This window comes from Pseudobutyrivibrio sp. (assembly GCF_017471675.1).
Classification (GTDB): Bacteria; Bacillota; Clostridia; order Lachnospirales; family Lachnospiraceae; genus Pseudobutyrivibrio.
Genome location: NZ_JAFUSK010000024.1, coordinates 1 through 24,616, shown reverse-complemented (window position 1 = coordinate 24,616; position 24,616 = coordinate 1). Strand labels below are relative to the sequence as shown.

General features: G+C 40.8%; 17 protein-coding genes. 16 read left to right on the top strand and 1 reads right to left on the bottom strand.

What is annotated here, in order from left to right:
* Positions 1-723 precede the first annotated feature (723 nt).
* The 9 genes from uvrB to recD2 all read left to right on the top strand — a co-directional run bounded on the left by uvrB (position 724) and on the right by recD2 (position 13,547).
* A complete protein-coding gene (gene uvrB / locus IJ535_RS04240; protein WP_294299231.1) occupies positions 724-2,712 on the top strand; it encodes an excinuclease ABC subunit UvrB in 1,989 nt (662 codons plus the stop codon).
* A 121-nt stretch (positions 2,713-2,833) separates the two neighbouring features.
* Positions 2,834-5,656, top strand: coding sequence for an excinuclease ABC subunit UvrA (gene uvrA, locus IJ535_RS04235; RefSeq protein WP_294299228.1), 2,823 nt, complete (start codon positions 2,834-2,836; stop codon positions 5,654-5,656).
* Between the two features lie 279 nt (positions 5,657-5,935).
* A complete protein-coding gene (gene sdaAB / locus IJ535_RS04230) occupies positions 5,936-6,604 on the top strand; it encodes an L-serine ammonia-lyase, iron-sulfur-dependent subunit beta (protein WP_294299226.1) in 669 nt (222 codons plus the stop codon).
* A 10-nt stretch (positions 6,605-6,614) separates the two neighbouring features.
* Positions 6,615-7,484 (top strand): L-serine ammonia-lyase, iron-sulfur-dependent, subunit alpha, encoded by an 870-nt coding sequence (gene sdaAA / locus IJ535_RS04225; protein ID WP_294299224.1) that lies wholly within the window; start codon positions 6,615-6,617, stop codon positions 7,482-7,484.
* A 171-nt stretch (positions 7,485-7,655) separates the two neighbouring features.
* Positions 7,656-8,639, top strand: coding sequence for a rod shape-determining protein (locus IJ535_RS04220; protein ID WP_090549226.1), 984 nt, complete (start codon positions 7,656-7,658; stop codon positions 8,637-8,639).
* Between the two features lie 140 nt (positions 8,640-8,779).
* Positions 8,780-9,586 carry a flagellar hook-basal body protein gene (locus tag IJ535_RS04215; protein ID WP_294299221.1) on the top strand — a complete coding sequence of 269 codons (807 nt, stop codon included), beginning with the start codon at positions 8,780-8,782 and terminating at the stop codon, positions 9,584-9,586.
* Between the two features lie 175 nt (positions 9,587-9,761).
* On the top strand, positions 9,762-10,580 hold the full coding sequence (locus tag IJ535_RS04210) for a flagellar hook-basal body protein (RefSeq protein WP_294299218.1): 819 nt from the start codon (positions 9,762-9,764) through the stop codon (positions 10,578-10,580).
* Between the two features lie 228 nt (positions 10,581-10,808).
* Positions 10,809-11,261, top strand: a complete 453-nt coding sequence (locus IJ535_RS04205) for a hypothetical protein (protein WP_294293374.1) — start codon at positions 10,809-10,811, stop codon at positions 11,259-11,261.
* 54 nt (positions 11,262-11,315) lie between these two features.
* Positions 11,316-13,547 carry an SF1B family DNA helicase RecD2 gene (gene recD2 / locus IJ535_RS04200; RefSeq protein ID WP_294299215.1) on the top strand — a complete coding sequence of 744 codons (2,232 nt, stop codon included), beginning with the start codon at positions 11,316-11,318 and terminating at the stop codon, positions 13,545-13,547.
* Here the strand turns inward: recD2 and IJ535_RS04195 are convergent.
* Positions 13,537-14,736, bottom strand: coding sequence for an HD-GYP domain-containing protein (locus IJ535_RS04195; RefSeq protein ID WP_294299212.1), 1,200 nt, complete (start codon positions 14,734-14,736; stop codon positions 13,537-13,539). The genes recD2 and IJ535_RS04195 overlap by 11 nt on opposite strands.
* 219 nt (positions 14,737-14,955) lie before the next feature.
* Between IJ535_RS04195 and metK the strand changes: the two genes are divergently transcribed.
* From metK to IJ535_RS04160, 7 genes are all read left to right on the top strand, one after another.
* Positions 14,956-16,137: a methionine adenosyltransferase gene (gene metK, locus IJ535_RS04190; RefSeq protein WP_294293382.1), complete on the top strand. Its 1,182-nt coding sequence runs from the start codon at positions 14,956-14,958 to the stop codon at positions 16,135-16,137.
* Between the two features lie 112 nt (positions 16,138-16,249).
* On the top strand, positions 16,250-17,404 hold the full coding sequence (locus tag IJ535_RS04185) for a sensor histidine kinase (protein ID WP_294299209.1): 1,155 nt from the start codon (positions 16,250-16,252) through the stop codon (positions 17,402-17,404).
* Positions 17,397-18,086 (top strand): response regulator transcription factor, encoded by a 690-nt coding sequence (locus tag IJ535_RS04180; protein WP_028242903.1) that lies wholly within the window; start codon positions 17,397-17,399, stop codon positions 18,084-18,086. Before IJ535_RS04185 ends, IJ535_RS04180 begins: the two co-directional genes overlap by 8 nt.
* A 72-nt stretch (positions 18,087-18,158) precedes the next feature.
* On the top strand, positions 18,159-18,815 hold the full coding sequence (locus IJ535_RS04175; RefSeq protein WP_294293388.1) for an RluA family pseudouridine synthase: 657 nt from the start codon (positions 18,159-18,161) through the stop codon (positions 18,813-18,815).
* A 14-nt stretch (positions 18,816-18,829) separates the two neighbouring features.
* Positions 18,830-21,121 carry an EAL domain-containing protein gene (locus IJ535_RS04170; RefSeq protein WP_294299206.1) on the top strand — a complete coding sequence of 764 codons (2,292 nt, stop codon included), beginning with the start codon at positions 18,830-18,832 and terminating at the stop codon, positions 21,119-21,121.
* Between the two features lie 107 nt (positions 21,122-21,228).
* On the top strand, positions 21,229-23,031 hold the full coding sequence (locus IJ535_RS04165; protein ID WP_294299201.1) for a sensor histidine kinase: 1,803 nt from the start codon (positions 21,229-21,231) through the stop codon (positions 23,029-23,031).
* A gap of 9 nt (positions 23,032-23,040) precedes the next feature.
* Complete coding sequence (locus tag IJ535_RS04160; RefSeq protein ID WP_294299198.1) at positions 23,041-24,477, top strand: response regulator; 1,437 nt, start codon at positions 23,041-23,043, stop codon at positions 24,475-24,477.
* Positions 24,478-24,616: the final 139 nt, after the last annotated feature.

The following is a 24,616-nucleotide window of genomic DNA, read 5'->3' as shown; positions in this document are numbered from 1 at the left end:
GATCCAATGTAAAATGTAATTGAGCCATAGTATTCATCCTTTCAATTATGTTTTGTGTGGTAACTTAATTTTAACTGAAAGATGAGCACTTGGCTCTTTTTAATAAATTTTAGAATTTACACCATTATATGGGCTTTATCGGGAATTGTGATTCTCAATAAAAACTTAACTTTTAAAGCATTAAAATGTCTTAGAACTCCAAATTAGGGGCAATATTACTCAAAAAAGCCACAAACGCAATTTACCTAAAGTACCAGGCCAGATGAAAGCCAATCTTCCCAATAGTCCTAAGCTCTAAAAAGACAAATACTCCTAAATTACCTAAAGCTGCATGTTATACCTATTCAGTTGTAAATTATTGTGGGGTAATATTATATATTCTTATCATTAGAGGAAGCCTGCTGTTTAGCTTCAACTAAAGTACCACAAAAGAGCTGCTATTAGCCTGAGGCTAATCAATTGTAGTGGTCATGAATCCTGCTGTACTAGATGTGCATGACGAATATATAAGATGCTGTAGAAAAATTACAGCAATGTGTCCTGTGAATAACACAGCGTTATTTATAACATGTGCTAAACAAAATGTCAACATAGAAATAACAACAAACAGATGTTTGACATATTGTATAGCTATGATATAATACAATACATACGATTGCGCACAACCAAAATGCCAATCGGTAATAGAACTGTTAACAATAATGTAGATTTCGAGGACCAGTTATGGATTTCAAATTACATTCCGAGTACAAACCAACAGGTGATCAGCCACAGGCTATTGAGGATTTGGTAAGGGGCTTTAAGGAAGGTAACCAGATGCAGACATTGCTAGGTGTTACCGGTTCAGGTAAGACCTTTACCATGGCTAATGTTATTGAGCAGCTTAATAAGCCTACACTGATTATTGCACATAATAAGACATTAGCAGGTCAGCTATATTCTGAGTTTAAAGAATTCTTCCCAGAGAACGCTGTGGAATACTTCGTGTCTTACTACGATTATTATCAGCCAGAGGCTTATGTGCCTAGCACAGATACATACATTGCTAAGGATTCTTCTATTAATGATGAGATAGATAAGCTGAGGCTTTCTGCTACAGCATCTTTGTCAGAAAGAAGGGATGTTATCATAGTCTCATCAGTTTCCTGCATTTACGGCATTGGTGAGCCAGACGATTTCCAGAACATGATGGTTAGCCTGCGCCCAGGGGATATGAAGGACAGGGATGATGTTATCCATGAGCTGATTAACATTCAGTATCAGCGTAACGATATGGATTTTGACCGCGGTACTTTTAGAGTGCGTGGTGATACACTTGAGGTTATCCCAGCAAACACCAGCGATTATGGTATTCGCATTGAATTCTTTGGTGATGAGATAGACCGCATTTGCGAGACAGATATTATGACAGGGCAGGTGAAGCGAGAGCTTGAGCATGTAGCCATTTTCCCTGCCAGCCATTATGTTATCCCTCAAGATAAGATTAACTCAGCCTGCGCCAGCATTGAGGCGGAGCTTGACGAGAGAGTAAAGTTTTTTAAGTCTGAGGATAAGCTGATTGAGGCTCAGCGTATAGCGGAGCGTACTAATTTTGATATAGAAATGCTTCGTGAAACAGGCTTTTGCTCCGGCATTGAGAACTATAGTAGGCACATGACCAATCAGCAGCCGGGAGAGCCACCTAAGTGCCTGATTGATTATTTCGATGATGATTTCCTTATTATAGTGGACGAGAGTCACATCACACTTCCACAGGTAAGGGGCATGTTTGCAGGTGACCAGGCCCGTAAGAAGACACTGGTAGAATATGGCTTTCGTTTGCCATCTGCCCTTGATAACAGGCCACTTAACTTTGGTGAGTTCGAATCGAAGATAGACCAGATTATGTTTGTAAGTGCAACACCTGGTGATTACGAAGAGGAGCACGAGCTTCTTAGAACGGAGCAGGTTATCAGGCCTACAGGTCTACTTGACCCTGAGGTAGAGGTAAGGCCGGTTGAGGGACAGATTGATGACCTATTCAACGAAATCCAAAAGGAAGTTGAAAAGAAGAATAAGGTAATGATTACCACACTTACCAAGCGTATGGCGGAGGACCTTACAGATTATCTGGCAGAGCTTGGCGTTAGAGTTAAATACATGCATTCTGATATAGATACCATGGAGCGTGCAGAAATCATCAGAGATTTGCGCTTGGATGTATTTGATGTTTTGGTAGGTATCAACCTACTTCGTGAGGGTCTTGATATTCCGGAGATTACACTGGTTGCCATTCTTGATGCAGATAAGGAAGGCTTCCTTAGAAGTGAGCGTTCACTGATTCAGACTATTGGACGTGCTGCCCGAAATAGCGAAGGCCATGTTATTATGTATGCAGATACCATGACAGAATCCATGGAAAAGGCTATTAGTGAGACAGAGCGTCGTCGTGAAATTCAGAAGGCGTACAATAAGGAACACGGCATCACTCCAAAGACCATCCAGAAATCTGTCCGTGAGCTTATATCTATCTCCAAGGACATTGCCCACAAGGAGATGCAGTTTAAGAAGGACCCTGAGGAGATGGATAAGGCAGAGCTTGAGAAGCTCATTGCAGACATTCAAAAGAAGATGCAAAAGGCTGCCGCAGAGCTTAACTTCGAGGCTGCCGCCGAATACCGCGACAAGATGGTTGAACTTAAAAATATGATGATAAAAATGTCTGAAGAGTAATTTATTATCTTGCTTGCAAGAATAATAAATTCTCTTGAGACATCTAACAACATTCGGAATTTGGAACAAATTCCGAATGATTGTTTGACTTGTGAAACAAGTCATTTTTATGAGGTGTTAAATGAAAGAAAGAAAATACATAAAAATAAAAGGCGCCAACGAACACAACCTTAAAAACGTCAGCCTGGATATCCCACGTGATGAGTTCGTTGTCCTTACAGGTTTGTCAGGCTCAGGAAAATCATCCTTAGCCTTTGATACAATATTTGCAGAGGGCCAGCGTAGATACATGGAATCCCTTTCCAGCTACGCCCGCCAGTTCTTAGGCCAGATGGAAAAGCCTAATGTAGAGCACATGGAAGGTATGCCACCAGCTATTTCCATCGACCAGAAGAGTACTAACCACAACCCACGTTCTACAGTAGGAACAGTTACAGAGATATATGATTACATGCGACTTCTGTATGCCAGATGCGGTGTGCCACACTGTCCTAACTGCGGCAAGCCAATCAGCAAGCAGACAGTAGACCAAATGGTGGATGCCATCATGGCACTTCCTGAGCGCACTAAGATTCAGCTGCTTGCCCCAGTTGTAAGAGGTCGTAAGGGTACCCATGAAAAGCTTTTTGAAAAGGCTAAGAAATCCGGATATGTGCGTGTCAACGTAGATGGCAATGTGTACGACCTATCCGAAGAAATTAAGCTTGATAAGAACATCAAGCATAATATAGAAATAGTAGTAGACCGATTGGTTGTAAAGGAAGGCATTGAAAAGCGTCTCACAGATTCCATAGAGGCAGTGCTTAAGCTGGCTGATGGCCTGATGATTGTAGACGTTATCGATGGGGAGCCTATCAGATTTTCCGAGGGCTTTTCATGTCCTGATTGCGGAATCAGCATCGATGAGGTAGAGCCACGAAGCTTCTCCTTCAACAATCCATTCGGTGCCTGTCCAGAGTGCTTTGGTTTAGGCTACAAAATGGAATTTGACGAGGATTTGATGATTCCAGACAAGAGCCTTTCCTTTAATCAGGGAGCTGTTCAGGTTATGGGCTGGCAGTCTTCAAACAAGAGCACCAGCTTTGCACATGCACTTTTGGAGGCACTTGCAAAGGAATACGATTTCTCACTGGACACTCCATACAAGGAGCTTCCAGAAAACATAAGACACATGTTTATCCATGGCTTTGACCGTTCGGTAGATGTGCACTATCAGGGCCAGCGAGGCAGAGGCGTTTACCCTACAGTTTTCGAGGGATTAATTGAAAATGTTAACCGCAGATATAAGGAAACATTTTCTGAATCAGCTAAAAAGGAATACGAAGAGTTCATGTTCTACAGTGATTGCCCATGCTGCCACGGTCAGCGTCTTAAGAAGGAATCGCTGGCAGTTACCTTAGATGACAAGAACATTTTTGAAATGACCCAGTATCCTGTACATGAGCTTTACAACATGATAGATAATCTGCATCTCACTGAACAGCAGAAGAAAATCGGTGCTGTTGTTTTAAAGGAGATAAAGGCTAGACTTAAATTCATGGTGGATGTAGGTTTGGATTACCTTACACTTAGCCGTGCCACAGCCACACTTTCAGGTGGTGAGGCTCAACGTATCCGCCTTGCAACACAGATAGGTTCAGGCCTGGTTGGCGTAGCCTATATCCTGGACGAGCCATCAATCGGCTTGCACCAGAAGGATAACGACAAGCTTTTGGCATCCCTTAAGGGCCTTAGAGACCTGGGCAACACACTTATCGTAGTAGAGCATGATGCGGATACTATGAAGGCTGCGGATTATCTTGTGGATATCGGTCCTCGCGCAGGTAAGGACGGTGGACAAGTTATCGCCGCAGGAACCCCAGAGGAAATCATGGCATGCCCAGATTCCATCACAGGCCAGTATCTTAGCGGTAAGCTGTGCATCCCGGTTCCAAAGGAGCGTAGACAGCCAACAGGTTGGCTTACTATAAAGGGCGCTAGGGAGCACAACCTTAAGAATATTGATGTAGATATCCCACTTGGAATAATGACTGTTGTTACAGGTGTTTCAGGCTCAGGAAAGAGCTCTCTTGTAAACGAAATCCTTTACAAGGATTTAGCAAAGCGCCTGAATCGTGCCAGAAAGGTTTCAGGAAAGCATGATGATATTATAGGAACAGAGGCTCTTGATAAGGTTATCGATATTGATCAGTCTCCAATTGGACGTACACCTCGTTCCAATCCAGCTACTTACACAGGCGTGTTTGATTTAATTCGTGACCTGTTTGCAGGAACAACAGAGGCTAAGGAGCGTGGCTACAGCAAGGGGCGTTTCTCTTTCAATGTTAAGGGCGGCCGATGCGAAGCATGCTCAGGTGATGGTATCATCAAGATTGAGATGCACTTCCTTCCAGATGTTTACGTACCTTGTGAGGTTTGCGGTGGTAAGAGATACAACCGTGAGACACTTGAGGTTCATTATAAAGGAAAGACAATTTATGACATACTAGATATGACAGTTGAGGAGGCAGTGGAATTCTTCAAGAATGTGCCAAGCATCCTTAACAAGATTCAGAGTCTGTATGATGTAGGACTTGGCTATATTAAGCTTGGTCAGCCTTCCACAACTTTGTCGGGTGGTGAGGCTCAGCGTATCAAGCTTGCTACCGAGCTTTCAAGAAGAGCCACAGGCAAGACCATCTATATCCTGGATGAGCCTACCACAGGACTTCATTTTGATGATGTTAACAAGCTTGTAGAAATCATGCGTAAGCTTTCTGACTCCGGAAATACGGTAGTAGTTATTGAGCATAACTTAGATGTAATCAAGTGTGCTGATTACATTATCGATATGGGACCAGATGGCGGCGATAGAGGCGGTACTGTTATAGCAAAGGGTACACCAGAAGAAATCGTAAAGGTGAAGAAGAGTTACACGGGACAATACCTTAAGGAATATTTGTAGACCACAAACAAAAATAAGTGAGTAAGTTTGTCTATTTTGTGAAAAAATTTTCCCAATCTTCACTTAGTCTTCACATAAGGGGGTTATATTACTTCATGTACTAGCGGAAAGCTAATACCAAATTTTTCATAACTCAGCGACCGGAGGTAACTTTGGTCGCACTCCCCGAATACTCCACCAGCGTGAAAACGCTGGTGTTTTTTTCTTTATAGTTAATTACAGCTGTGCTAAAATTAAATTACTATTTAATGAAATGTCCAATTACCAAAGGTGTTTAATATGAGTTCTATTAGTGTTTTTGATGTTTTGGGACCAAATATGATAGGTCCATCCAGCTCACATACAGCGGGAGCTAGTTCAATCGCATACTTAGCGTGGAAAATGGCAGGGGGGAGTATAAAACATGTTGATTTTACGTTATATGGGTCATTTGCTGAGACGTATAGGGGTCATGGCACGGATAAAGCGTTGCTCGGCGGAATCCTTGGATTTAAAACAGATGATACAAGAATAAGAGATTCTTTTGAAATAGCAAAGAAGATGGGTGTGGAATTTCAGTTTACCACTAACGAGATAGAGACTGATGTACACCCTAACACTGTGGATATCCACATTATTACAGGCGATAACAAGACCCTTGATGTGCGAGGGGAATCTATCGGCGGTGGCAAATGCCGAATTGTGAAAATCGACAATGTGCCTGTACATTTTACAGGTGAATACAGTGCCGCAATCATCGTGCAGAAGGACATGCCTGGTGTAATCAAGCATATTGCAAGTGCACTTAGCGACAGAGATATCAACATAGCCTTCATGAGGCTTTTCAGAGAGGGCAAGCATGAGAGAGCATACACTATCGTGGAGACAGATAGCTCACTTCCAGAGGAATTGAAGGATGCCATCATGGAAAATAAATATGTTGAAGATGTAATGCTAGTGCAGATATAAGAGGTGCAATATGGATTTTAAGAAAGCAGAAGAAATGCTTGAGCTATGCGAGAGTAATGGAATTAGTATATCTCAAGCTATGAAAATGCGTGAATGTAGCAAGTTTGAAACAACTGAAGAAGATATACTAAATAGGATGCAGCAGGCCTGGAAAATAATGAAGGAATCTGCCATCAGCCCAACTAAGACAGCAGTTAAATCCATGGGCGGACTAATAGGTGGAGAGGCCAAGAAGCTTAACGACCATAGAATGGCAGGGGGGAGCATAGTTGGCAATCTAATGTCAAAGGCCATTACCTATTCAATGGCAGTGCTGGAGGTAAACGCTTCCATGGGACTTATTGTGGCATCCCCAACAGCCGGTTCATCTGGGGTGCTGCCAGGTGTAATGTTAGCTCTCCAGGAAGAATATAATATCTCAGACGATAAAATAATAGATGGTCTATTCAATGCCAGCGCAATAGGCTATCTAGCTATGCAAAACGCCACAGTATCAGGCGCCGTAGGAGGCTGTCAGGCAGAGGTTGGCGTTGCAGCAGCCATGGCGGCATCGGCAGCAACAGAGCTGATGGGTGGCACACCAAAGGAATGCACCTACGCAGCATCTACAGTGATTATGAATATGCTGGGGCTTATCTGCGACCCAGTGCTTGGTCTGGTAGAATATCCTTGTCAGAACAGGAATGCATCAGGGGCAGCCAATGCCTTGATAGCAGCGGAGATGTCATTGTCAGGGATTACCCAGATGATTCCATTAGATGAAATGCTAGATTGCATGTACAACGTGGGACGCCGCCTTCCAGTGGAATTTAGAGAGACCGCAAAGGGCGGCTGTGCAATAACTCCTTCGGCCTGTAAGCTCTGCGATAAATGCTTTTAAATATCATTAGTAAATAATTACCAATTAAAACGTGATTTCACGTATATATTATAGAAAGAAAATCCTCTTGAATCTTAAGGATTTTCGTATATAATAGAAACGTGAAATTGCGTTTTTTTGTCCATTGGGCATTTAATAGACTATTATTAGTAGATAGAAAGGATTGATAAAATGGCAGCATCAGATATCGGAATAGATTTAGGTACAGCAAGCGTTCTTGTGTATGCAAAAGGTAAGGGCGTTGTTTTAAAAGAGCCTTCAGTTGTGGCTTTTGATAGAGATACTAACAAGATTAAGGAAATCGGTGAGGAGGCACGTCTTATGATTGGACGTACTCCAGGTAACATCGTAGCAGTTCGTCCACTTCGTCAGGGCGTTATTTCAGATTATACAGTTACAGAAAAGATGATTAAGTACTTCGTTCAGAAGGCAATGGGCAAGAAGAGCTATCGTAAGCCTCGTATTGCAGTATGCGTTCCTTCTGGGGCTACAGAGGTAGAGAAGCGTGCCGTTGAGGATGCAGCTTTTGCAGCAGGTGCACGTGATGTTAAGATTATTGAGGAGCCTATTGCAGCAGCAATCGGCGCTGGTATTGATATTTCACTTCCTATGGGTAACATGATTGTAGATATAGGTGGTGGTACAGCAGATATCGCTGTTATCTCACTTGGTAGCTCAGTTGTCAGCACATCTATCAAGGTGGCTGGTGATGATTTCGATGAGGCTATCGTTCGTTACATGCGTAAGAAGCACAATCTTCTTATCGGTGAGCGTACAGCCGAGGATATCAAGATTAAGATTGGTCGTTGCTTCCCACTTGGCGAGCCAGAGACAATGGATGTTAGAGGACGTAACCTTGTTTCAGGTCTTCCTAAGACAATCACTGTTTCATCTGAGGAGACTGAGGAAGCTCTTAAGGAATCTACAATGCAGATTGTTGAGGCTATCCACTCAGTACTTGAGAAGACTCCACCAGAGCTTGCAGCCGATGTAGCTGATAGAGGTATCGTGCTTACAGGTGGCGGTGCACTTCTTCGTGGTCTTGAGGAGCTTATCGAGGATCGCACAGGCATCAACACAATGACAGCTGACGAGGCTACAACATGCGTAGCTATCGGAACAGGCCGTTATGTAGAGCTTTTATCAGATGATTAATTAAATACAATAATGAAGATAACCCCTTTTGTGGAAAAGATTTTTTTTTGTAATTTTTTCTATAAAAGGGGTTAATTTTATTTTGGGGTATCCGATATATGAGATGGAGAGTATTGTAGACTAAGCTTAAAGGGGGCGCCATGGTAAAAGGACTATATACAGCCTATACCGGAATGGTAAACGAACAGAGGCGAATGGATGTTATGACCAACAACCTCGCCAACTCTGCTACAACAGGCTACAAGAAAGAAGCGATGGTTGCACAGGCTTTTGATGAAAGGCTTGCAATCAAAATCAAAGATACATCGGCTTTGAACAATATGCCGGAGAACATCGGATATATTTCTCTGGGAGCTAAGATTGGTGAGACCTACACTAATTGGGACCAGGGCGCATTTCAGATTACTGATAAGGATTCTGATTTGGCTATAGCTGGAAGAGGATTCTTCGCGATTGCTTTTACAAACAAAGCTGGAGAAACTTCTATTAAGTACACAAGAGATGGGGCTTTTACAGTAGATAGCGAAGGTTTCCTTAGAACAAGTGATGGCGACTACGTGTTAAATCAGGATGCGGCACTTAATTCTACACTTGGAGAGGATTCTTATGTACAGATTGATCCATCCCTTCCATATAGTATAGCAAAGGATGGAACAATCACTCAGAATCAGCAAGAGGTTGATACCGTGGGGCTTATCGATATAGCTGATTACGACTACATCAATAAATATGGAGAGAACCTGTACGATTTAATCGACGGTGGACAGATAATCGAAAGCGAAGCCTATATGGAGCAGGGCATGCTAGAGGCTTCCAACGTCAACGTGGTGGACGAAATGGTTAGCATGATTCAGATAGCCCGAGCCTACGAGGCCGGCCAGAAAATGATTCAAACCGAGGACGCCACCCTAGACAAAACCGTAAACAACGTAGGTTCTGTAAGATAATGGTAAATCAGTAAAATAGTACACATATAGTATAAATAGCCTGTAATAAATCAGGTAAAAGTAGCTTGTAGCTATCAAGCATAATTGTTTCCGAAGGAGACATCCCGTCGACGAAGGAAATAATTAGGCTTGAGAGCGTAACAGGCGAGCCAAAGACCATGGGGGTACAGAAATTATGATGAGAGCATTGTGGTCTGGTGCTTCAGGTATGAAGGGCCAGCAGGTAGCAGTTGATACAATTGCAAATAACTTAGCAAATGTAAACACTACAGCATATAAATCCCAGAGCACGCAGTTTAAGACGCTGCTTTATCAGACAATGCAGTCGCCAAGTACTAATGCCCAGGGTGAGACAAAGCCAACTAGCGCTCAGGTGGGACTAGGAACAAGAGTAGCATCTCTTAATTCTAATTTTACTCAGGGAGCGCAGCTTGCTAATGATAGCAACACAGCTATGTGCATCATCGGCTCTGGTTTCTTTGCAGTGCAGGATGGTGAGGAGGTTCACTACACCAGAAATGGTAATTTTGGATGGTCTACAGAAGCAGATGGCACCAGAACCCTTACTACAGCAGAAGGATATCGAGTGCTAGACCAGGCAGGCCAGCCTATTAGATTAGGTGCAGCAGTAGGAACAGAAGGATTTAAGGTTAATCCAGATACACTGGCGGTCACATATAGGAATAACCAGGGTGTAGATGTTGCAACAGGTCAGTCGGTAGCTTTGTATCAGTTCACCAATAGAGTAGGCCTTGAGAAGATAGGCGAAAATCTATACGATGAAAGTGATGCATCAGGTGAGCCAATGGGTGAGTGGAACACACAGGGCGTGATTAGAAGCCAGGTGGTTCAAAATTACTTAGAAGGCTCCAATGTAAATGTAGCGGATGAAATGGTTAATCTAATCATATCTCAGCGTGCATATGAAATGAATTCAAAGGCTATTACCACTTCAGATACTATGCTGGAGCAGGCTAATAACTTGAAGAGATAAATGTTACTTTTCACAGTTATAAATATATAATGATGAATCTCGTCAAGCTTGCTTGTAAGAGAAGAATCATTATATATTTATAAACTGGAATCAGTGACTAAACTACATGAATAATTGCAAGTGCGATAGCACTTGACAGAACTCTGAAAGAGTTCAATTATGAATGTAGTTTAATCACTGTGAAAAGTAACATACAGTAACTTATTGTTTCAACAGGGGGATAAAAAAATGGATGTTTTAGGAACAAGCACGTATCTGCAAACGCAGTACGCAAATCAAAACAAGGCCATGGCAGAGGCAACTGCCAAGTCAATCGGCGGCATTTCAAAGGATTCTTCAAAAGAGGAAATCGAAAATGCTGTAAAGAGCTTCGAAACCTTTATGGTTGAAAAGGTCATCAAACAGGTGAAGGATTCATTTGTAGGCGAGGAAGATAATAGTGATACAATGGGCATGTACAAAGATTTGTATATGGATAAGGCTATCACGGAGATTGCTTCCCAGCTGGTTGACCAAATCGGAGGCGATGTAACGGATGATTTCGTAGACCAGATTATGCGTAATTACGGAATCACAGGAACATCTGGTGCACCTACAGAGACGGCGGGTCAGGATAATACAAAGGTGTCAGATGATATTGCCCGATCTAATGCTTCCACAGTACAATCAATACAGGCATAACCTAACGCCCACCATGTAAAGACATGGTGGGTTTTTTATGTTATCATATACCCTATGGAAGAATTAACAGGTTATGTAGAAAATATAATATTTAGAAATACAGATAATGGTTACACGGTACTGGATTTCGTGGCGGATGAGGATTTAGTTACCTGTACGGGAATATTTCCGGTGATTGGTGAGGGGGAGAATCTCCTACTTAAGGGGGATTTTGTAGACCATCCTACCTACGGAAGGCAGTTCAAGGTGGCAAGCTACGAGGTGGAGGCACCAGCTGATGAGCTTTCAATGGAAAGATACCTAGGTTCAGGCGCAATCAAGGGAATTGGTCCAAAGCTTGCAGCCAGAGTTGTTAAGAAGTTTGGCGCGGATACCTTTAGAATTATCGAGGATGAGCCGGAGCGTCTTGCAGAGGTAAAGGGAATCTCTATCACCAAGGCTATGGAAATATCCGACCAGATTGTTGGTGCCAAGGATATTCGTAACGCCATTATTTTTTTGGATAAATATGGCCTGCATGGCAATAAGGCTATCAAAATCTACAATAGATTTGGAAATGAAATCTACAATGTGATTCAGAATAATCCTTATAAGCTTGCAGATGAAATCTCTGGAATCGGATTTAAGACAGCAGATGAAATCGCAAGCCAGGTGGGAATCAAGGTGGATTCAGAATTCAGAATCAAAGGTGGTATTCAGTATATCCTAAGCCAGGGCGCTGGTATGGGACATACATATCTTCCTATAGAGACACTGACCAGGATGTCCCAGGATTTGCTAGGAGTAGATGCAGATTCTATCGATGCCCAGATTATGAATCTTGCAATGGATAGAAAGCTGATTATAAAGAAGGATAGCGAGGGCAACAGCCAGATATATTCAAGGTCATTCTATAGAATGGAAGAATCTATAGCCGGCATGCTAAGGGAGCTAGATGTTACCTACAAGGTTGATAAAGAAGATTTGTCAAACACCATCAGACAAATCGAAATAGAAGAAGAGATAGAGCTGGATGAGCTTCAGAAGAATGCGGTAATTGCAGCAGCTGAGAGGGGCTTCTTCGTGCTGACTGGTGGCCCTGGTACTGGAAAGACCACTACTATCACTACAATGATTAGGCTTTTTGAGAATGAAGGCTATAACATCTTTCTTGCTGCACCAACAGGTCGTGCTGCTAAAAGAATGAGTGAGGCCACAGGCTACGAGGCAAGAACAATCCACCGTATGCTTGAGGTAGCAGGAAACATCAGCGATGATGATGACAACACATCCTTTGCCAGGTTTGAGCGAAACGAAGATAACCCGCTGGAGTGCGATGTTATTATAATAGATGAGATGTCCATGGTAGATGTATCCCTAATGTATGCCTTGCTTAAGGCAATCTCGCCAGGAACCAGACTGATACTGGTGGGAGATGAGCATCAGCTGCCAAGCGTAGGTCCGGGAAATGTGCTAAAGGATATTTTGGCTTCTCAGAAATTCACATCCGTAACCTTAGAGAAGATTTTTCGACAGGCTCAGGAAAGTGATATCGTAATGAATGCCCACAAGATTCATCAGGGTGAGCATGTGGTACTGGATAATAAATCAAAGGATTTCTTTTTCTTAAAGAGAAATGATGCAGATACAATCATCAGTGTGATGCTGACTTTAGTAAGGGATAAGATGCCCAAGTATGTAGATGCAGGAATCAGTGAGATTCAGGTGCTTACCCCTACACGAAAGGGGTTGATTGGTGTAGAGAGGCTTAACGGAATATTGCAGAATTTCCTGAATCCACCATCTCCTAAGAAAAAAGAGTGGAGCGGTGATACCAGAATCTTCCGTGAGGGAGATAAGGTCATGCAGATTCGTAACGATTATCAGCTGGAGTGGGAGATAACTGGTAATTACAACATCGCCGTTGAAAAGAGCGTAGGTGTTTTCAACGGTGATGTGGGTATAATCAAGGATATTAATGATTGGGCTAAAACCATCACTGTAGAATATGAAGAGGGCAGAAAGGTGGTATATCCATTTGCAAGCCTTGATGAGCTGGAGCTTGCTTACGCTATCACTATCCATAAATCCCAAGGTTCGGAATATCCTGCGGTAGTAATGCCTATAATGGAAGGGCCTAAGATGCTGATGAACAGAAACATACTGTACACAGCCATTACCAGAGCAAAAAAATGCGTCACCATGGTAGGCGACGCAGATGTTTTCTATTCAATGGTGGATAATACATCACAGGCTAAGCGCTATTCAGGCCTAAGTGCCAGAATAGAGGAAGCCTTTAGAGAATAGATTTAATATATAAATCCTTATGCTTGTTGTCGGAGAGATTAATAATATCTCCAGAATCAAGCTGAATGACAGGTCGTGATAAGTCGCTTTTATTAATGTAGACTACGCGGCCTGTTTTTGCGGTGTTAAGCATAATGCGGCTGTTGTTGTAGGTGTTAGCCATGTGTTCTAGGAAGGTAAGCACGTATTTAGTATGATATTTGTTAAGTCCATCCTTCTCAAACTGGTTGATAACCTGGAAGGAACACAGTGGATCACGGTGAGCTCTTGCAGAAGTCATGGCATCATACACATCTGCAATGGCAATAATAGCAGCAAAATCATCTATTTCATCTTCCATAAGTCCTCTAGGATAGCCGCTGCCGTCACTTCTTTCGTGATGCTGCAATGTGGCTGCAAGTATTCTGGAATCAAAGCCTTTGCCATTAAGAATCTTCTTTCCAAGGAGAGGATGTGTCTTCATGGTGGCAAATTCTTCATCTGTGTATTTGCCAGGCTTGTTAAGTATTTCCTCTGGAATCTGAGTCTTTCCAATATCGTGAAGCAAGCCTGCTAAGGTGAGCGTGTTCAAATCGTTCTTGGATAGGTGTAACCATTTACCAATGCAGCGGGCAATAAGCCCCACATTTAATGAGTGAGAATAGATTGGATCCTCAAGGTTTCGCATATTGGAAAGCATATCGAAAAGCTCAAGCGTAGTCTTAGATTTGAATAATGCTTCGCATTGTTCTAGTAAATCAGTGCAGCAGTCAGCGTTGCCGCCAGCGATTATAGCGGTAAAATGCTCCTTTAGATTTGCAATGTTTAAAGCATAGTCAGACTGGAACTTTTGGAAATGGCTTGATTGCTTAAGCCGTTGAGAGTAAGTAATCTGATCGCTAACTCGGGATTCTTCCTTAGGCTTTTCCGCAGGCTTAGGTGGTTCGGCCTTTTCTGGCTCAGCCTTCTTATTCTGTGACACAGGCTTATCTTCTACAGGCTTTTGTTTTGCAGCTACAACATCGGTGTCCACAGGCGCAGATGCCTGTCCTTCAACAGTCACCACGTCAATCTTGTAGAATGAAAGCTTTGCAATTAGTTGTGGAGTTAGCTTTTCACCTGGCTTTGAAATAGTCTGCCCGCGCTTAGTTACAATAGGCGAAGCAACTATCATGCCAGGAGTTAGATTATCAACTGTTAATGTAATCATAATCAACGTCCCTTTTTGTATTCAAGCTATAGTATCCCTAGTATCTTATAAATAAATTTTAACAGAAAATAAACTACAGGCAATGCTAAAAGTCTGAAAAATCTATGTCTTTATTGCTAACAAAAAATAATAGTTGTATATTGAAGAAAAGGCATAATGACGTTATACTAGATAAGCTTAGGCAAATATTTTTTATTTTTACAGAAAGAGAGTCAAAAAATGGAAAAGTTACTTTTTACTTCAGAGTCAGTAACAGAAGGCCATCCAGATAAGGTATGTGATGCCGTATCTGATGCCATCCTTGATGCTTGTATGGCAGCTGATCCAATGAGCCGTGTAGCTTGTGAGACTGCTTCTTGTACAGGATTCGTTCTTGTAACAGGCGAAATCACAACAAAGGCACAGCTTGACGTTCCTGCTATTGTTCGCAAGACTCTTCTTGAAATCGGTTATGACGATGGAAAGAAAGGCATCGATGGAAACTCTTGCGCTGTTATGGTCGCTCTTGATCAACAATCCGCTGACATTGCTATGGGTGTTGACAAGGCTCTTGAGGCAAAGGAAGGTTCACTTACAGACGACCTGGATACAGGCGCTGGTGACCAGGGTATGATGTTCGGTTACGCTACTAACGAAACAGAAGAACTCATGCCTTATCCTATTTCTCTTGCTCATAGACTTGCTCTTCAGCTTACCAATGTCCGCAAAGACGGTACACTTAAGTACCTTCGCCCAGATGGCAAAACACAGGTATCTGTAGAGTATGACGAGGCTGGCAAGCCAGTTAGACTTGAGGCTGTAGTTTTATCTACTCAGCATGATGAAGATGTTACTCAGGAACAGATTCACGCAGACATCAAAAAATACGTATTCGACCCAGTTCTCCCTAAGGAGCTTATTGATGACAAGACTAAGTTCTTCATCAACCCAACAGGCCGTTTCGTTATTGGTGGTCCACACGGTGATGCAGGTCTTACAGGCCGCAAGATTATCGTTGATACTTATGGTGGAATGGCTCGCCATGGCGGCGGTGCATTCTCAGGTAAGGATTGCACTAAGGTAGACCGCTCAGGTGCTTATGCAGCACGTTACGTTGCAAAGAACATCGTTGCAGCAGGTCTTGCTGATAAGTGCGAGATTCAGCTTTCATACGCTATCGGCGTAGCAGAGCCTACATCTATCATGGTAGACACATTCGGCACAGGAAAGCTTTCAGATGAGAAGATTATCGAAATCGTTCGCGAGAACTTCGACCTTCGTCCAGCAGGAATCATCAAGATGCTCGACCTTCGTCGTCCAATCTACCGCCCAACAGCAGCTTATGGTCACTTCGGCCGTACAGATGTTGATTTACCTTGGGAGCACACAGATAAGGTGGATGCATTAAAGAAATATCTTTAATATTGTCAAATATGCTATAATAAAAGCAGTCACGTAGCGTGGCTGCTTTTTTAATAAGGCTTCCCCTTTCTAGGGGGAAGCTGTCAGCGCAGCTGACTGATGAGGGTAAAATATGAAACTTAAAAACCGACTTATAATTTCATTCCTAATAATAACAATAGTCCCCGTAGCTATCTTCAGCTCTCTTATGCTAGGCCTAAAGGGTATCGTAAAGGAAGCCACAGAGGAACAAATACTTACAAACGAAATCATCCATTCAGTGAAAAACTACATGGATGAGGCGGGAAAGTTCGACCAGCTGGTGTTAAATTTCTGTGTGGCGGAGTTTGTTATATTGATGCTGACTGCCATAATCATGGTAGTATGGATTTATAGAGGTATTGCCCCACAGCTAAAGATGCTCAAGATAGCTGCCAACAATATAAAAGAGGGGAACCTTGATTTCAGCGTGGCATCTACTGGCAAGGATGAAATGAGTGAGCTTTGCAATGCCTTTGAGGATATGCGAATCCGTCTTAAGAATAATGCCAAGGATAGGCTGGAGGATGAGGCGGAGCAGCGAGCACTGATTTCAAACATCGCCCATGACCTGAAAACACCAATTACAGCCATAAAGGGCTATGCAGAAGGCATGCTTGATGGAGTGGCAGACACACCAGAAAAACAGGAAAAATACATCCGAACTATCTATAACAAGGCTGGTGAGATGAACACGCTCATCAATGAGCTTACACTGTACTCAAATATAGATACTAACAAGATTCCATACAATTTCCAGAAGCTTAATCTTCATGCATACTTTGAGGATTGCATCGAAGAACTGGGTATGGATTTGGATAATCAGCACATAAGGCTTGATTATGCTAATTTTGTAGACCCTGACGTGCTGATAATCGCAGACCCAGAGCAGCTGGGGCGTATCATCCACAACATTGTCAGCAATTCAGTTAAATACATGAGGGCTGATGTGGCATCACGTGTTGGCATAGTGCTTAAGGATGTAGGAGATTTTGTTCAGATAGAGATTTCAGATAATGGTAAGGGTATTGCCACACACGACTTACCTTATGTGTTTGATAGATTTTACCGTGCCGATACTTCCCGTAATTCTGCGGCAGGTGGCAGCGGTATAGGTCTATCTATTGTTAAGAAAATTATAGAGGACCACGGTGGCAAGATTTGGGTTACCAGCAAGGAAAACGAAGGCACTACCATGTACTTCGTAATCAGAAAATTCTTAGAAAATGAGGAGGCTAGAAATGAGTAGAATATTAATCATTGAAGATGAGGAAGCAATTGCAGAGCTTGAAAAGGATTACCTGGAGCTTTCTAACTTTGAGGTAGATATAGAAGCCGATGGTGAAAAGGGCTTACAGAAGGCGTTGGCAGGAAACTATGACATGTACATCCTGGATTTAATGCTTCCTGGAATAGATGGCTTTGAGCTTTGCAAGCGCATCCGCGAGGTCAAGAACGTACCAATCCTTATGGTTACAGCCAAGAAGGAAGAAATCGACAAAATCAGAGGCTTGGGTCTTGGTGCAGACGATTACATAACTAAGCCATTTTCACCTAGCGAGCTTGTTGCCCGTGTAAAGGCACACTTAGCTAGATATGAGAGATTAGTTCAGTCTCCAGCAATCCAGAAAAACGAAATCAGCATCCGTGGCCTTAGAATCGACAAGGCCAGCCGCCGCGTATGGATTAACGGCGAGGAAAAGATTTTCACAGCCAAGGAATTCGACTTGCTTACCTTCCTTGCAGAGAACCCTAACGTAATCTACTCTAAGGAGCAGCTTTTCGAAACTCTTTGGGGAGAGGAATCTATCGGAGACATCTCCACAGTAACAGTGCACGTAAATAAGATTCGTGAGAAGATTGAGCTGAACACATCCAAGCCTCAGTATATCGAGACTATTTGGGGTGTTGGATATCGCTTTAAGGTATAAGCTTAAGGTCTAGCAAGCCGAGCACAATTTAGTTATAATATACATATATACCTTTAGGGGAGGGTAATTATTATGGACGTATTATTTGAAGATGACAGCATCATCGTATGCTACAAGCCAGCAGGCATTGCAACTCAGACAAAAAACATTGGCGAGCAGGACATGGTAAGCCTGGTAAACAACTATCTTGCCGCAAAGAATGAAAAGCCTACAGCCCACGTGGTTCATAGGCTTGACCAGCCTGTAGAGGGCGTAATGGTATTCGCCAAGACATCTGAGGCAGCGAACAAGCTTACAAAGCAGATTACCGAGCATACTTTCAGAAAGAAATACTATGCTATTATCAACCGCGAGTCATTCCCAGAGGAGGGTGAGCTTACAGATTTCCTTGTAAAGGATAATAGAACCAATCTGTCAAAGGTAGTAAAGGAGACAGACCCACGAGGCAAAAAGGCTATACTCCGATATAGAGTAGTGGATGAGTGGGATGATAGAAAGCTTTTGGATATCGACCTTTATACAGGTAGACATCATCAAATCAGAACACAGCTTGCAAGCCGTACTGCTCCAATCGTCGGTGATGTTAAGTATGGCGGCGTTTCCACAGGGCATAGTTTGGCGCTTTGCTCTCATTTTATTGGGTTCAATCATCCTGTTACCGGGGAGAGAATGGGATTTGATATCAAGCCAAAGGGCGAGGATTTTGAAGATAGTAGAGTAGCGGGATAGTTAGGGGGCATCTTTTGATAAGATTTTATATTCTGCTGTTCATGCTTACTGCATTTATTCTGTTGGGGTGTGCAGTATACATTGGAACAAAACATACAATAAAATATAGTAAGCTGAGCATTGCGATTATCCAGCTGTTCATAGTGGCGATAGTTACTTGCCTTAGTTACACATACGCCATTGCTACCCATGATATCCGGCAGGCGGAATATGGATATATCATCTATTTTGCGGGTGTGGATTGGATACTGATTAGCTTCATATTCTACGCTAGGCAATACACTAAGGTTTGGCTAGACAGCTATGCATCACCGATTTTCACTACAACAATTGCTGTTTTTGACAATATAAGTCTTTTTGCGAACGTAAAATGGCATCATGCATTTTGGTTGGATGCTAAGTTTTTAAATCCAGGGGAATGGTTTTACACCTTTTCCATCAATGATTATTATTATGTACATTTGATTTTCTGTTACATAATGGTTGCCATTATAATAGTAATCTTCCTAAAGAAGACTATTCAGACCAGTGGTTTCCATCGTAGCAGATATCTATCCATACTTATTATGTTTATGGGAATCATATTGTTGAACGTGCTTTATCTGTTCTTTGATTTCCCAATTGATGTATCTATTTGCTTTTATGCGATTGGAGCAGTGTTTGTTGGCTATTATTCGCTGCTTTACAATCCGAAGACATTCGTGGAATATATGCTTACCACCATTACGGAGAGAATGGAGTGTGCGCTTATTTCATTTGATGAGAATGATAATTGTATATATTCTAATCAGTTTGCCAACAGAATGTTTGCACCTACCGGTGACAAGCGTGTGTATGAGGATCGTTTTAGAAAGTGGAAAGCAGGGCGTGATGCTAATTCTATTTCAAACACTAGCTTTAATCAGCTGTATAACATAAACGGTGAAGAGTACAGATTTGATGTGCATTTTAATAAGATTTACGATAAGCGCGGATATTACTGTGGATGCTATCTTTCATTCTATGATGTGACAGGTGATTTCATAGCATACGAAGAGGAAAAATACCGAAGCAGTCACGACAGCCTTACAGGAGCCCTTAATCGTGAGGCCTTCTATGAAGAGGTTAAAAACATGCTTCACGATAACCCAGGTGTGGAGTACATCATGGTGTGCTGCAATATCAAGGGATTTAAGCTGGTTAACGATATGTTTGGCCCAGATGAGGCGGATAAGCTATTAATCAGATGTGCTGATACTATCAGAGAAAAGATTAAGACTGGTTCTACTTTTGCCAGATTAGAGGCGGATAGATTTGCAGTATTAATGCCAAAGAGCAGATATACAGAAGAGCTGTTCATGACAGGTATGAACAAGGTAAGCTATTATCTTAACAATGCACATTATAGAATGGTTATTCTGGTAGGTGTTTACGAGATTTTTGATAGAGAAGCACCTGTTATTTCTATGGTGGATGGAGCATTCCTTGCAATCGATTCTATCAAGGATAGCTTTAAGAACTCCATCGCTTACTATGGAGATATGCTTCGCCACGAATATCTTACAGAGCAAAAGATAATTGCGGAGTTTGAAGAAGCCTTACAGACAGGCCAATTTGCAATGTTCTTACAGCCTGTTGTAAACATGGATAAAAGGGTGGCAATTGCCGAGGCTCTGGTTCGCTGGATTCATCCGGATAGAGGCATAATTGCGCCAGCATCCTTTGTACCACTGTTAGAAAAGACAGGATACATTTACAAGCTTGATATGTACATTTGGGAACAGGCAGCTAAGCGCCTGGCCTATTGGTCGTCATTAGGCGAAACAGATTTGTCACTATCGGTGAATATTTCGGTAAAGGATTTCTATTATATCGATTTATACGAAACCTTAGTTGGTATCGTTGAAAAATATAGTGTTGACCCTCGCAGGCTTAAGCTTGAGATTACAGAATCAATCTTCATGAATGAAAAGGAGAGACAAATCGAAATCCTTAATTCGCTTAAGGAATACGGCTTCCTTATTGAGATTGATGATTTTGGCAGCGGCTATTCTTCTCTTAACATGCTTAAGGAAGTGCCAGCGGACATTCTTAAGATGGACATGGCATTCCTTTCTATGGACAAGAATGTTAAAAAAGGCCGCAAGATTGTAAATACAATCATCACCTTAGCCAAGGCCCTTGGTATGATGGTTATCATCGAAGGTGTAGAAACTAAGGAACAGGTTGATTACCTGACAGGCACTGGAGCAGACTATCTGCAGGGCTATTACTTTGATAGGCCACTTCCGGTAAGGAGATTTGAAGAATTATATTTAAAGAATTAGCCTTTAATAATAACTTATAACATGGTATAGTAAGAAAACCTACATATATAGTAATTAATTATCTTCAATTAATACTATATTAAAGGGAAGAGTTGTTGGGGGATGCCATGTTAAAGAAGTTGTTGATGAATCGCTCATTAAAGGCGAGAATTGTAATATTATATACCATATTTACAATTGCAGTGGTAGGCATAATGACATATTATGCCTACCATTTTATGTTTGAAAGACTAAAAGAAACTGAACATGAAGCTATAAATGATTCAGTAGCTTATCTGGAACAAATAATAGAATCTCGTATAGAATCCATCAATGAAGAATATATTAATAACTTTGACAATTCTGATTTTATCAATCTATATCTCCAAAGTAATTATGTAAATGGAAATGTATCTAAACAAGTGGAAGTTCAGAATGTATATAAAGACTATTTTTTAGAAGAGCGAGTTAGAAATAGTGATATTATCTATGCAATAGAGCTAATGGGGAAGGATAAAACCGTATATGCAGATACATATAGTCCAGAGCTAAATTATAATGAATTTCAAGAATCGACAATTTTTGAAACCCTAATGAACAAGAAAAATAAAATACATTATCTAGACTATGATCAGGACTCAAAATATTTTGTGTTGGCGAGATCATTTTATTTTGATACTGATAATAGCCCCAAAATATCACTTCCTGTAGCAGGCTACAATTCTGATAAAAACGAGGACTACTCATCCCTGATATTTGTACTTAAAAAGGATTATCTGAAAAAATTAATTAATAAAGAGGCTAAGAAGAGGGAACTAGGCATATATGTTACGGACCAAAATAACAATATAGTAGTTAAAGCTGGAAACTTTGATTGGTGCAATAGAGCGGATATATCAAACATATTGACAGAAAATGAATCCACAGAATATTTAGAAACAAAAATTAGCAATCATGATGTTGGCGTATATCAAAAAGGGCTAGCCATAATGGATTGGAATCTAGTCTATATATATGATTTAAACGCGTTATATCAAGAAGCTGGCGGAATTAGAAAAGTGGCATTGATTATTTTTATTTTTTCAATGCTGTCATTAATTATTATAGCTAGTGTTATATCTGACTCGGTTGTAAAACCAATAAAGATTCTATCTCAATCAATGGATGATGCTATAGAGAATAATTTAGAGGTCAGATTTAACTTTAAATATAATGATGAGGTTGCAAAACTAGGTAATAGTTTTACTGTGCTAATGTTTAAAATACATAGCCTAATGGATGAAGTAAAGATGATTGAACAACAAAAAAGAGCTGAAGAAATGAAAGCTTTGCAGGCCCAGATTAATCCTCATTTTTTGTATAACACGCTTGATACTGTATATTGGCTTGCAAAAATAGATGGAAATGATAAAGTCGCGCAAATGGTATTAGATTTGGCAGATCTATTTAGACTTAGTCTTAATAAGGGAGAAGATATAACTACAGTAAAAAGAGAGTTGGAACATGTGCAGAAGTATTTAGATATTCAAAAAATAAGAATGGTAGAGAAATTTGATTATGAAATCAATGTGGATAAAAGCTTATATGAATGCAGAATTCCAAAGTTGATTTTGCAACCTTTTGTAGAAAATTCACTGTTGCATGGATTTGAAAATATTGGCTACAAAGGGAAGGTAATCATCAATATTAATTCTGACGAAAATACTATTTATTTTAAACTAAGAGACAATGGGAAAGGTATTGATAAAGAGCAACTACAAAAAATAAATGGTGGTGAATATGAAAGTGATGATAACCACGGCTATGCAATAAAAAATGTAAGAGAGAGAATAGTGCTTTATACAAAAGAAGGCTATGGAGTGTACTTTGACGAAGCAGCATCTTGTGGGACGCAAGTATGTATTAGCTTTCCTAAAAATTATAAGCAGTAAAGGGGTTTTATGGAAGTAAAGTTATTGATAGTAGAAGATGAAACTATTCTACGTGAAGGCCTTTATAAGGTGGGAAATTGGGAAGAAAATGGAATAGAAATCTGTGGTCTGGCAGCAAATGGAAAAGAAGCATTAGAGATGATTTTAAAATGCAAGCCTGACATAGTGCTAACAGATGTAGTTATGCCTGTAATGGATGGCATAGAACTTACTCGTAAAATAAGTGAATTATATCCAGATATTAAAATTGTGATGCTGTCAGGACATGAGGAATTTCAGTATGCCCAAAAAGCTATTGAATATAGGGTAAAGGAATATTTGCTAAAGCCTGCCAAAATAGAAGTTATACAGGAAGCCCTTCTTAAGATTAAAGAGGAAATACAGGAAGAACAGGATAAAATATGTGAAGAAAGCAAACTGCGAGAAGAACTTGAGCGTAGTAAGCCGATTTTGCGCGAACAGTATTTAAATAAAATTATAAGCGGAAAAACAACTGCTGATGAAGATATTTTAGGGCAGTTTGATTATTATGATATCAACATAAATACAGACAACTTGGTAGTGCTCTTGTTCCAATGTGATTCAAGGGATAAAAGCAGTAAGGAAATGGAATTAATCAACATAAAAATAAAGGAGCTTTGTAAGGAAGTTTTACAGTATCCCTGCGTAATGTTTTCCGACTTAAAGGACAGGATAGTCGTAATACTTAATTATGATAAGACAATAAAAAATAGTGATAATATTCTTTATCTTACTGGTAAGGGAAGAAGAATTCAAAGTGAAATGGAGAGAAAATGGGGTCTTACTATAAGTGTTGGAGTTAGCAGACTATTAAACAATATAGGGCATGTACAAAAGGCATATATCGAAGCAGAAAATGCATTATCTTATAAATTTTTTATGGGAGATAATAGCGTAATTTATATTGGAGACTTGGAAAACGACAACAATGGTGATCAGTGCTTATTGACGCAAATAGAGCAGGAGCTTATTACATGCATTAGTACAGGAGATACTGGAGATACAAGGATAAAATCGGAGGAGCTCTTTGCAGAATTAAAAGAACTATATGATGGAAAACCTCAGAACATTTATGATGAGCTCATAATGTATATATCCATTTTAATCAGGTCGATGAAGGCGAAAAATATGGATGAAATAACTTATGAACCTTTGGAATCCTATCTTGATGGGCTTAGGAAAAATAAAATATCAACACTTTTGGCTATGCAAGAAGAAGTTACAAACATATTAGTAGATATATCCGAGTACATCAACAGAAACAGGCTTATCAGAAGTGAAGGTATAGTTGAAAAAGCAAAGAAATATGTAGAAGAAAATTTATCAAAGGATGTATCACTAATAACAGTGGCAGATTATGTGTATGTGAGTCCTAATTATTTAAGCTTTTTATTTAAAGAAAAAGGCGAAAACTTTAAGGAATAGTAAGTGTAGCTAGAACGGCCGTCTTGGAAAGCCCATCCCAAAATGCCATAATCCTTTCAGGAGGAAAACATTATGGTCAAAAGAAAAAATTACAACTGGAATAAAATCAGAAAAGAGTTTCAAGAGTCAGATCTTACTT

Bases quoted from the DNA above. Each gene is read 5' to 3' on its own strand.
- IJ535_RS04160 (WP_294299198.1), top strand. From the start codon at position 23,041: ATGGAAGTAAAGTTATTGATAGTAGAAGATGAAACTATTCTACGTGAA.
- IJ535_RS04175 (WP_294293388.1), top strand. From the start codon at position 18,159: ATGGACGTATTATTTGAAGATGACAGCATCATCGTATGCTACAAGCCA.
- IJ535_RS04185 (WP_294299209.1), top strand. From the start codon at position 16,250: ATGAAACTTAAAAACCGACTTATAATTTCATTCCTAATAATAACAATA.
- recD2 (WP_294299215.1), top strand. From the start codon at position 11,316: ATGGAAGAATTAACAGGTTATGTAGAAAATATAATATTTAGAAATACA.
- IJ535_RS04195 (WP_294299212.1), bottom strand. From the start codon at position 14,736: ATGATTACATTAACAGTTGATAATCTAACTCCTGGCATGATAGTTGCT.
- uvrA (WP_294299228.1), top strand. From the start codon at position 2,834: ATGAAAGAAAGAAAATACATAAAAATAAAAGGCGCCAACGAACACAAC.
- metK (WP_294293382.1), top strand. From the start codon at position 14,956: ATGGAAAAGTTACTTTTTACTTCAGAGTCAGTAACAGAAGGCCATCCA.
- IJ535_RS04180 (WP_028242903.1), top strand. From the start codon at position 17,397: ATGAGTAGAATATTAATCATTGAAGATGAGGAAGCAATTGCAGAGCTT.
- IJ535_RS04165 (WP_294299201.1), top strand. From the start codon at position 21,229: ATGTTAAAGAAGTTGTTGATGAATCGCTCATTAAAGGCGAGAATTGTA.
- IJ535_RS04205 (WP_294293374.1), top strand. From the start codon at position 10,809: ATGGATGTTTTAGGAACAAGCACGTATCTGCAAACGCAGTACGCAAAT.
- IJ535_RS04215 (WP_294299221.1), top strand. From the start codon at position 8,780: ATGGTAAAAGGACTATATACAGCCTATACCGGAATGGTAAACGAACAG.
- IJ535_RS04210 (WP_294299218.1), top strand. From the start codon at position 9,762: ATGATGAGAGCATTGTGGTCTGGTGCTTCAGGTATGAAGGGCCAGCAG.
- uvrB (WP_294299231.1), top strand. From the start codon at position 724: ATGGATTTCAAATTACATTCCGAGTACAAACCAACAGGTGATCAGCCA.
- sdaAA (WP_294299224.1), top strand. From the start codon at position 6,615: ATGGATTTTAAGAAAGCAGAAGAAATGCTTGAGCTATGCGAGAGTAAT.
- sdaAB (WP_294299226.1), top strand. From the start codon at position 5,936: ATGAGTTCTATTAGTGTTTTTGATGTTTTGGGACCAAATATGATAGGT.
- IJ535_RS04220 (WP_090549226.1), top strand. From the start codon at position 7,656: ATGGCAGCATCAGATATCGGAATAGATTTAGGTACAGCAAGCGTTCTT.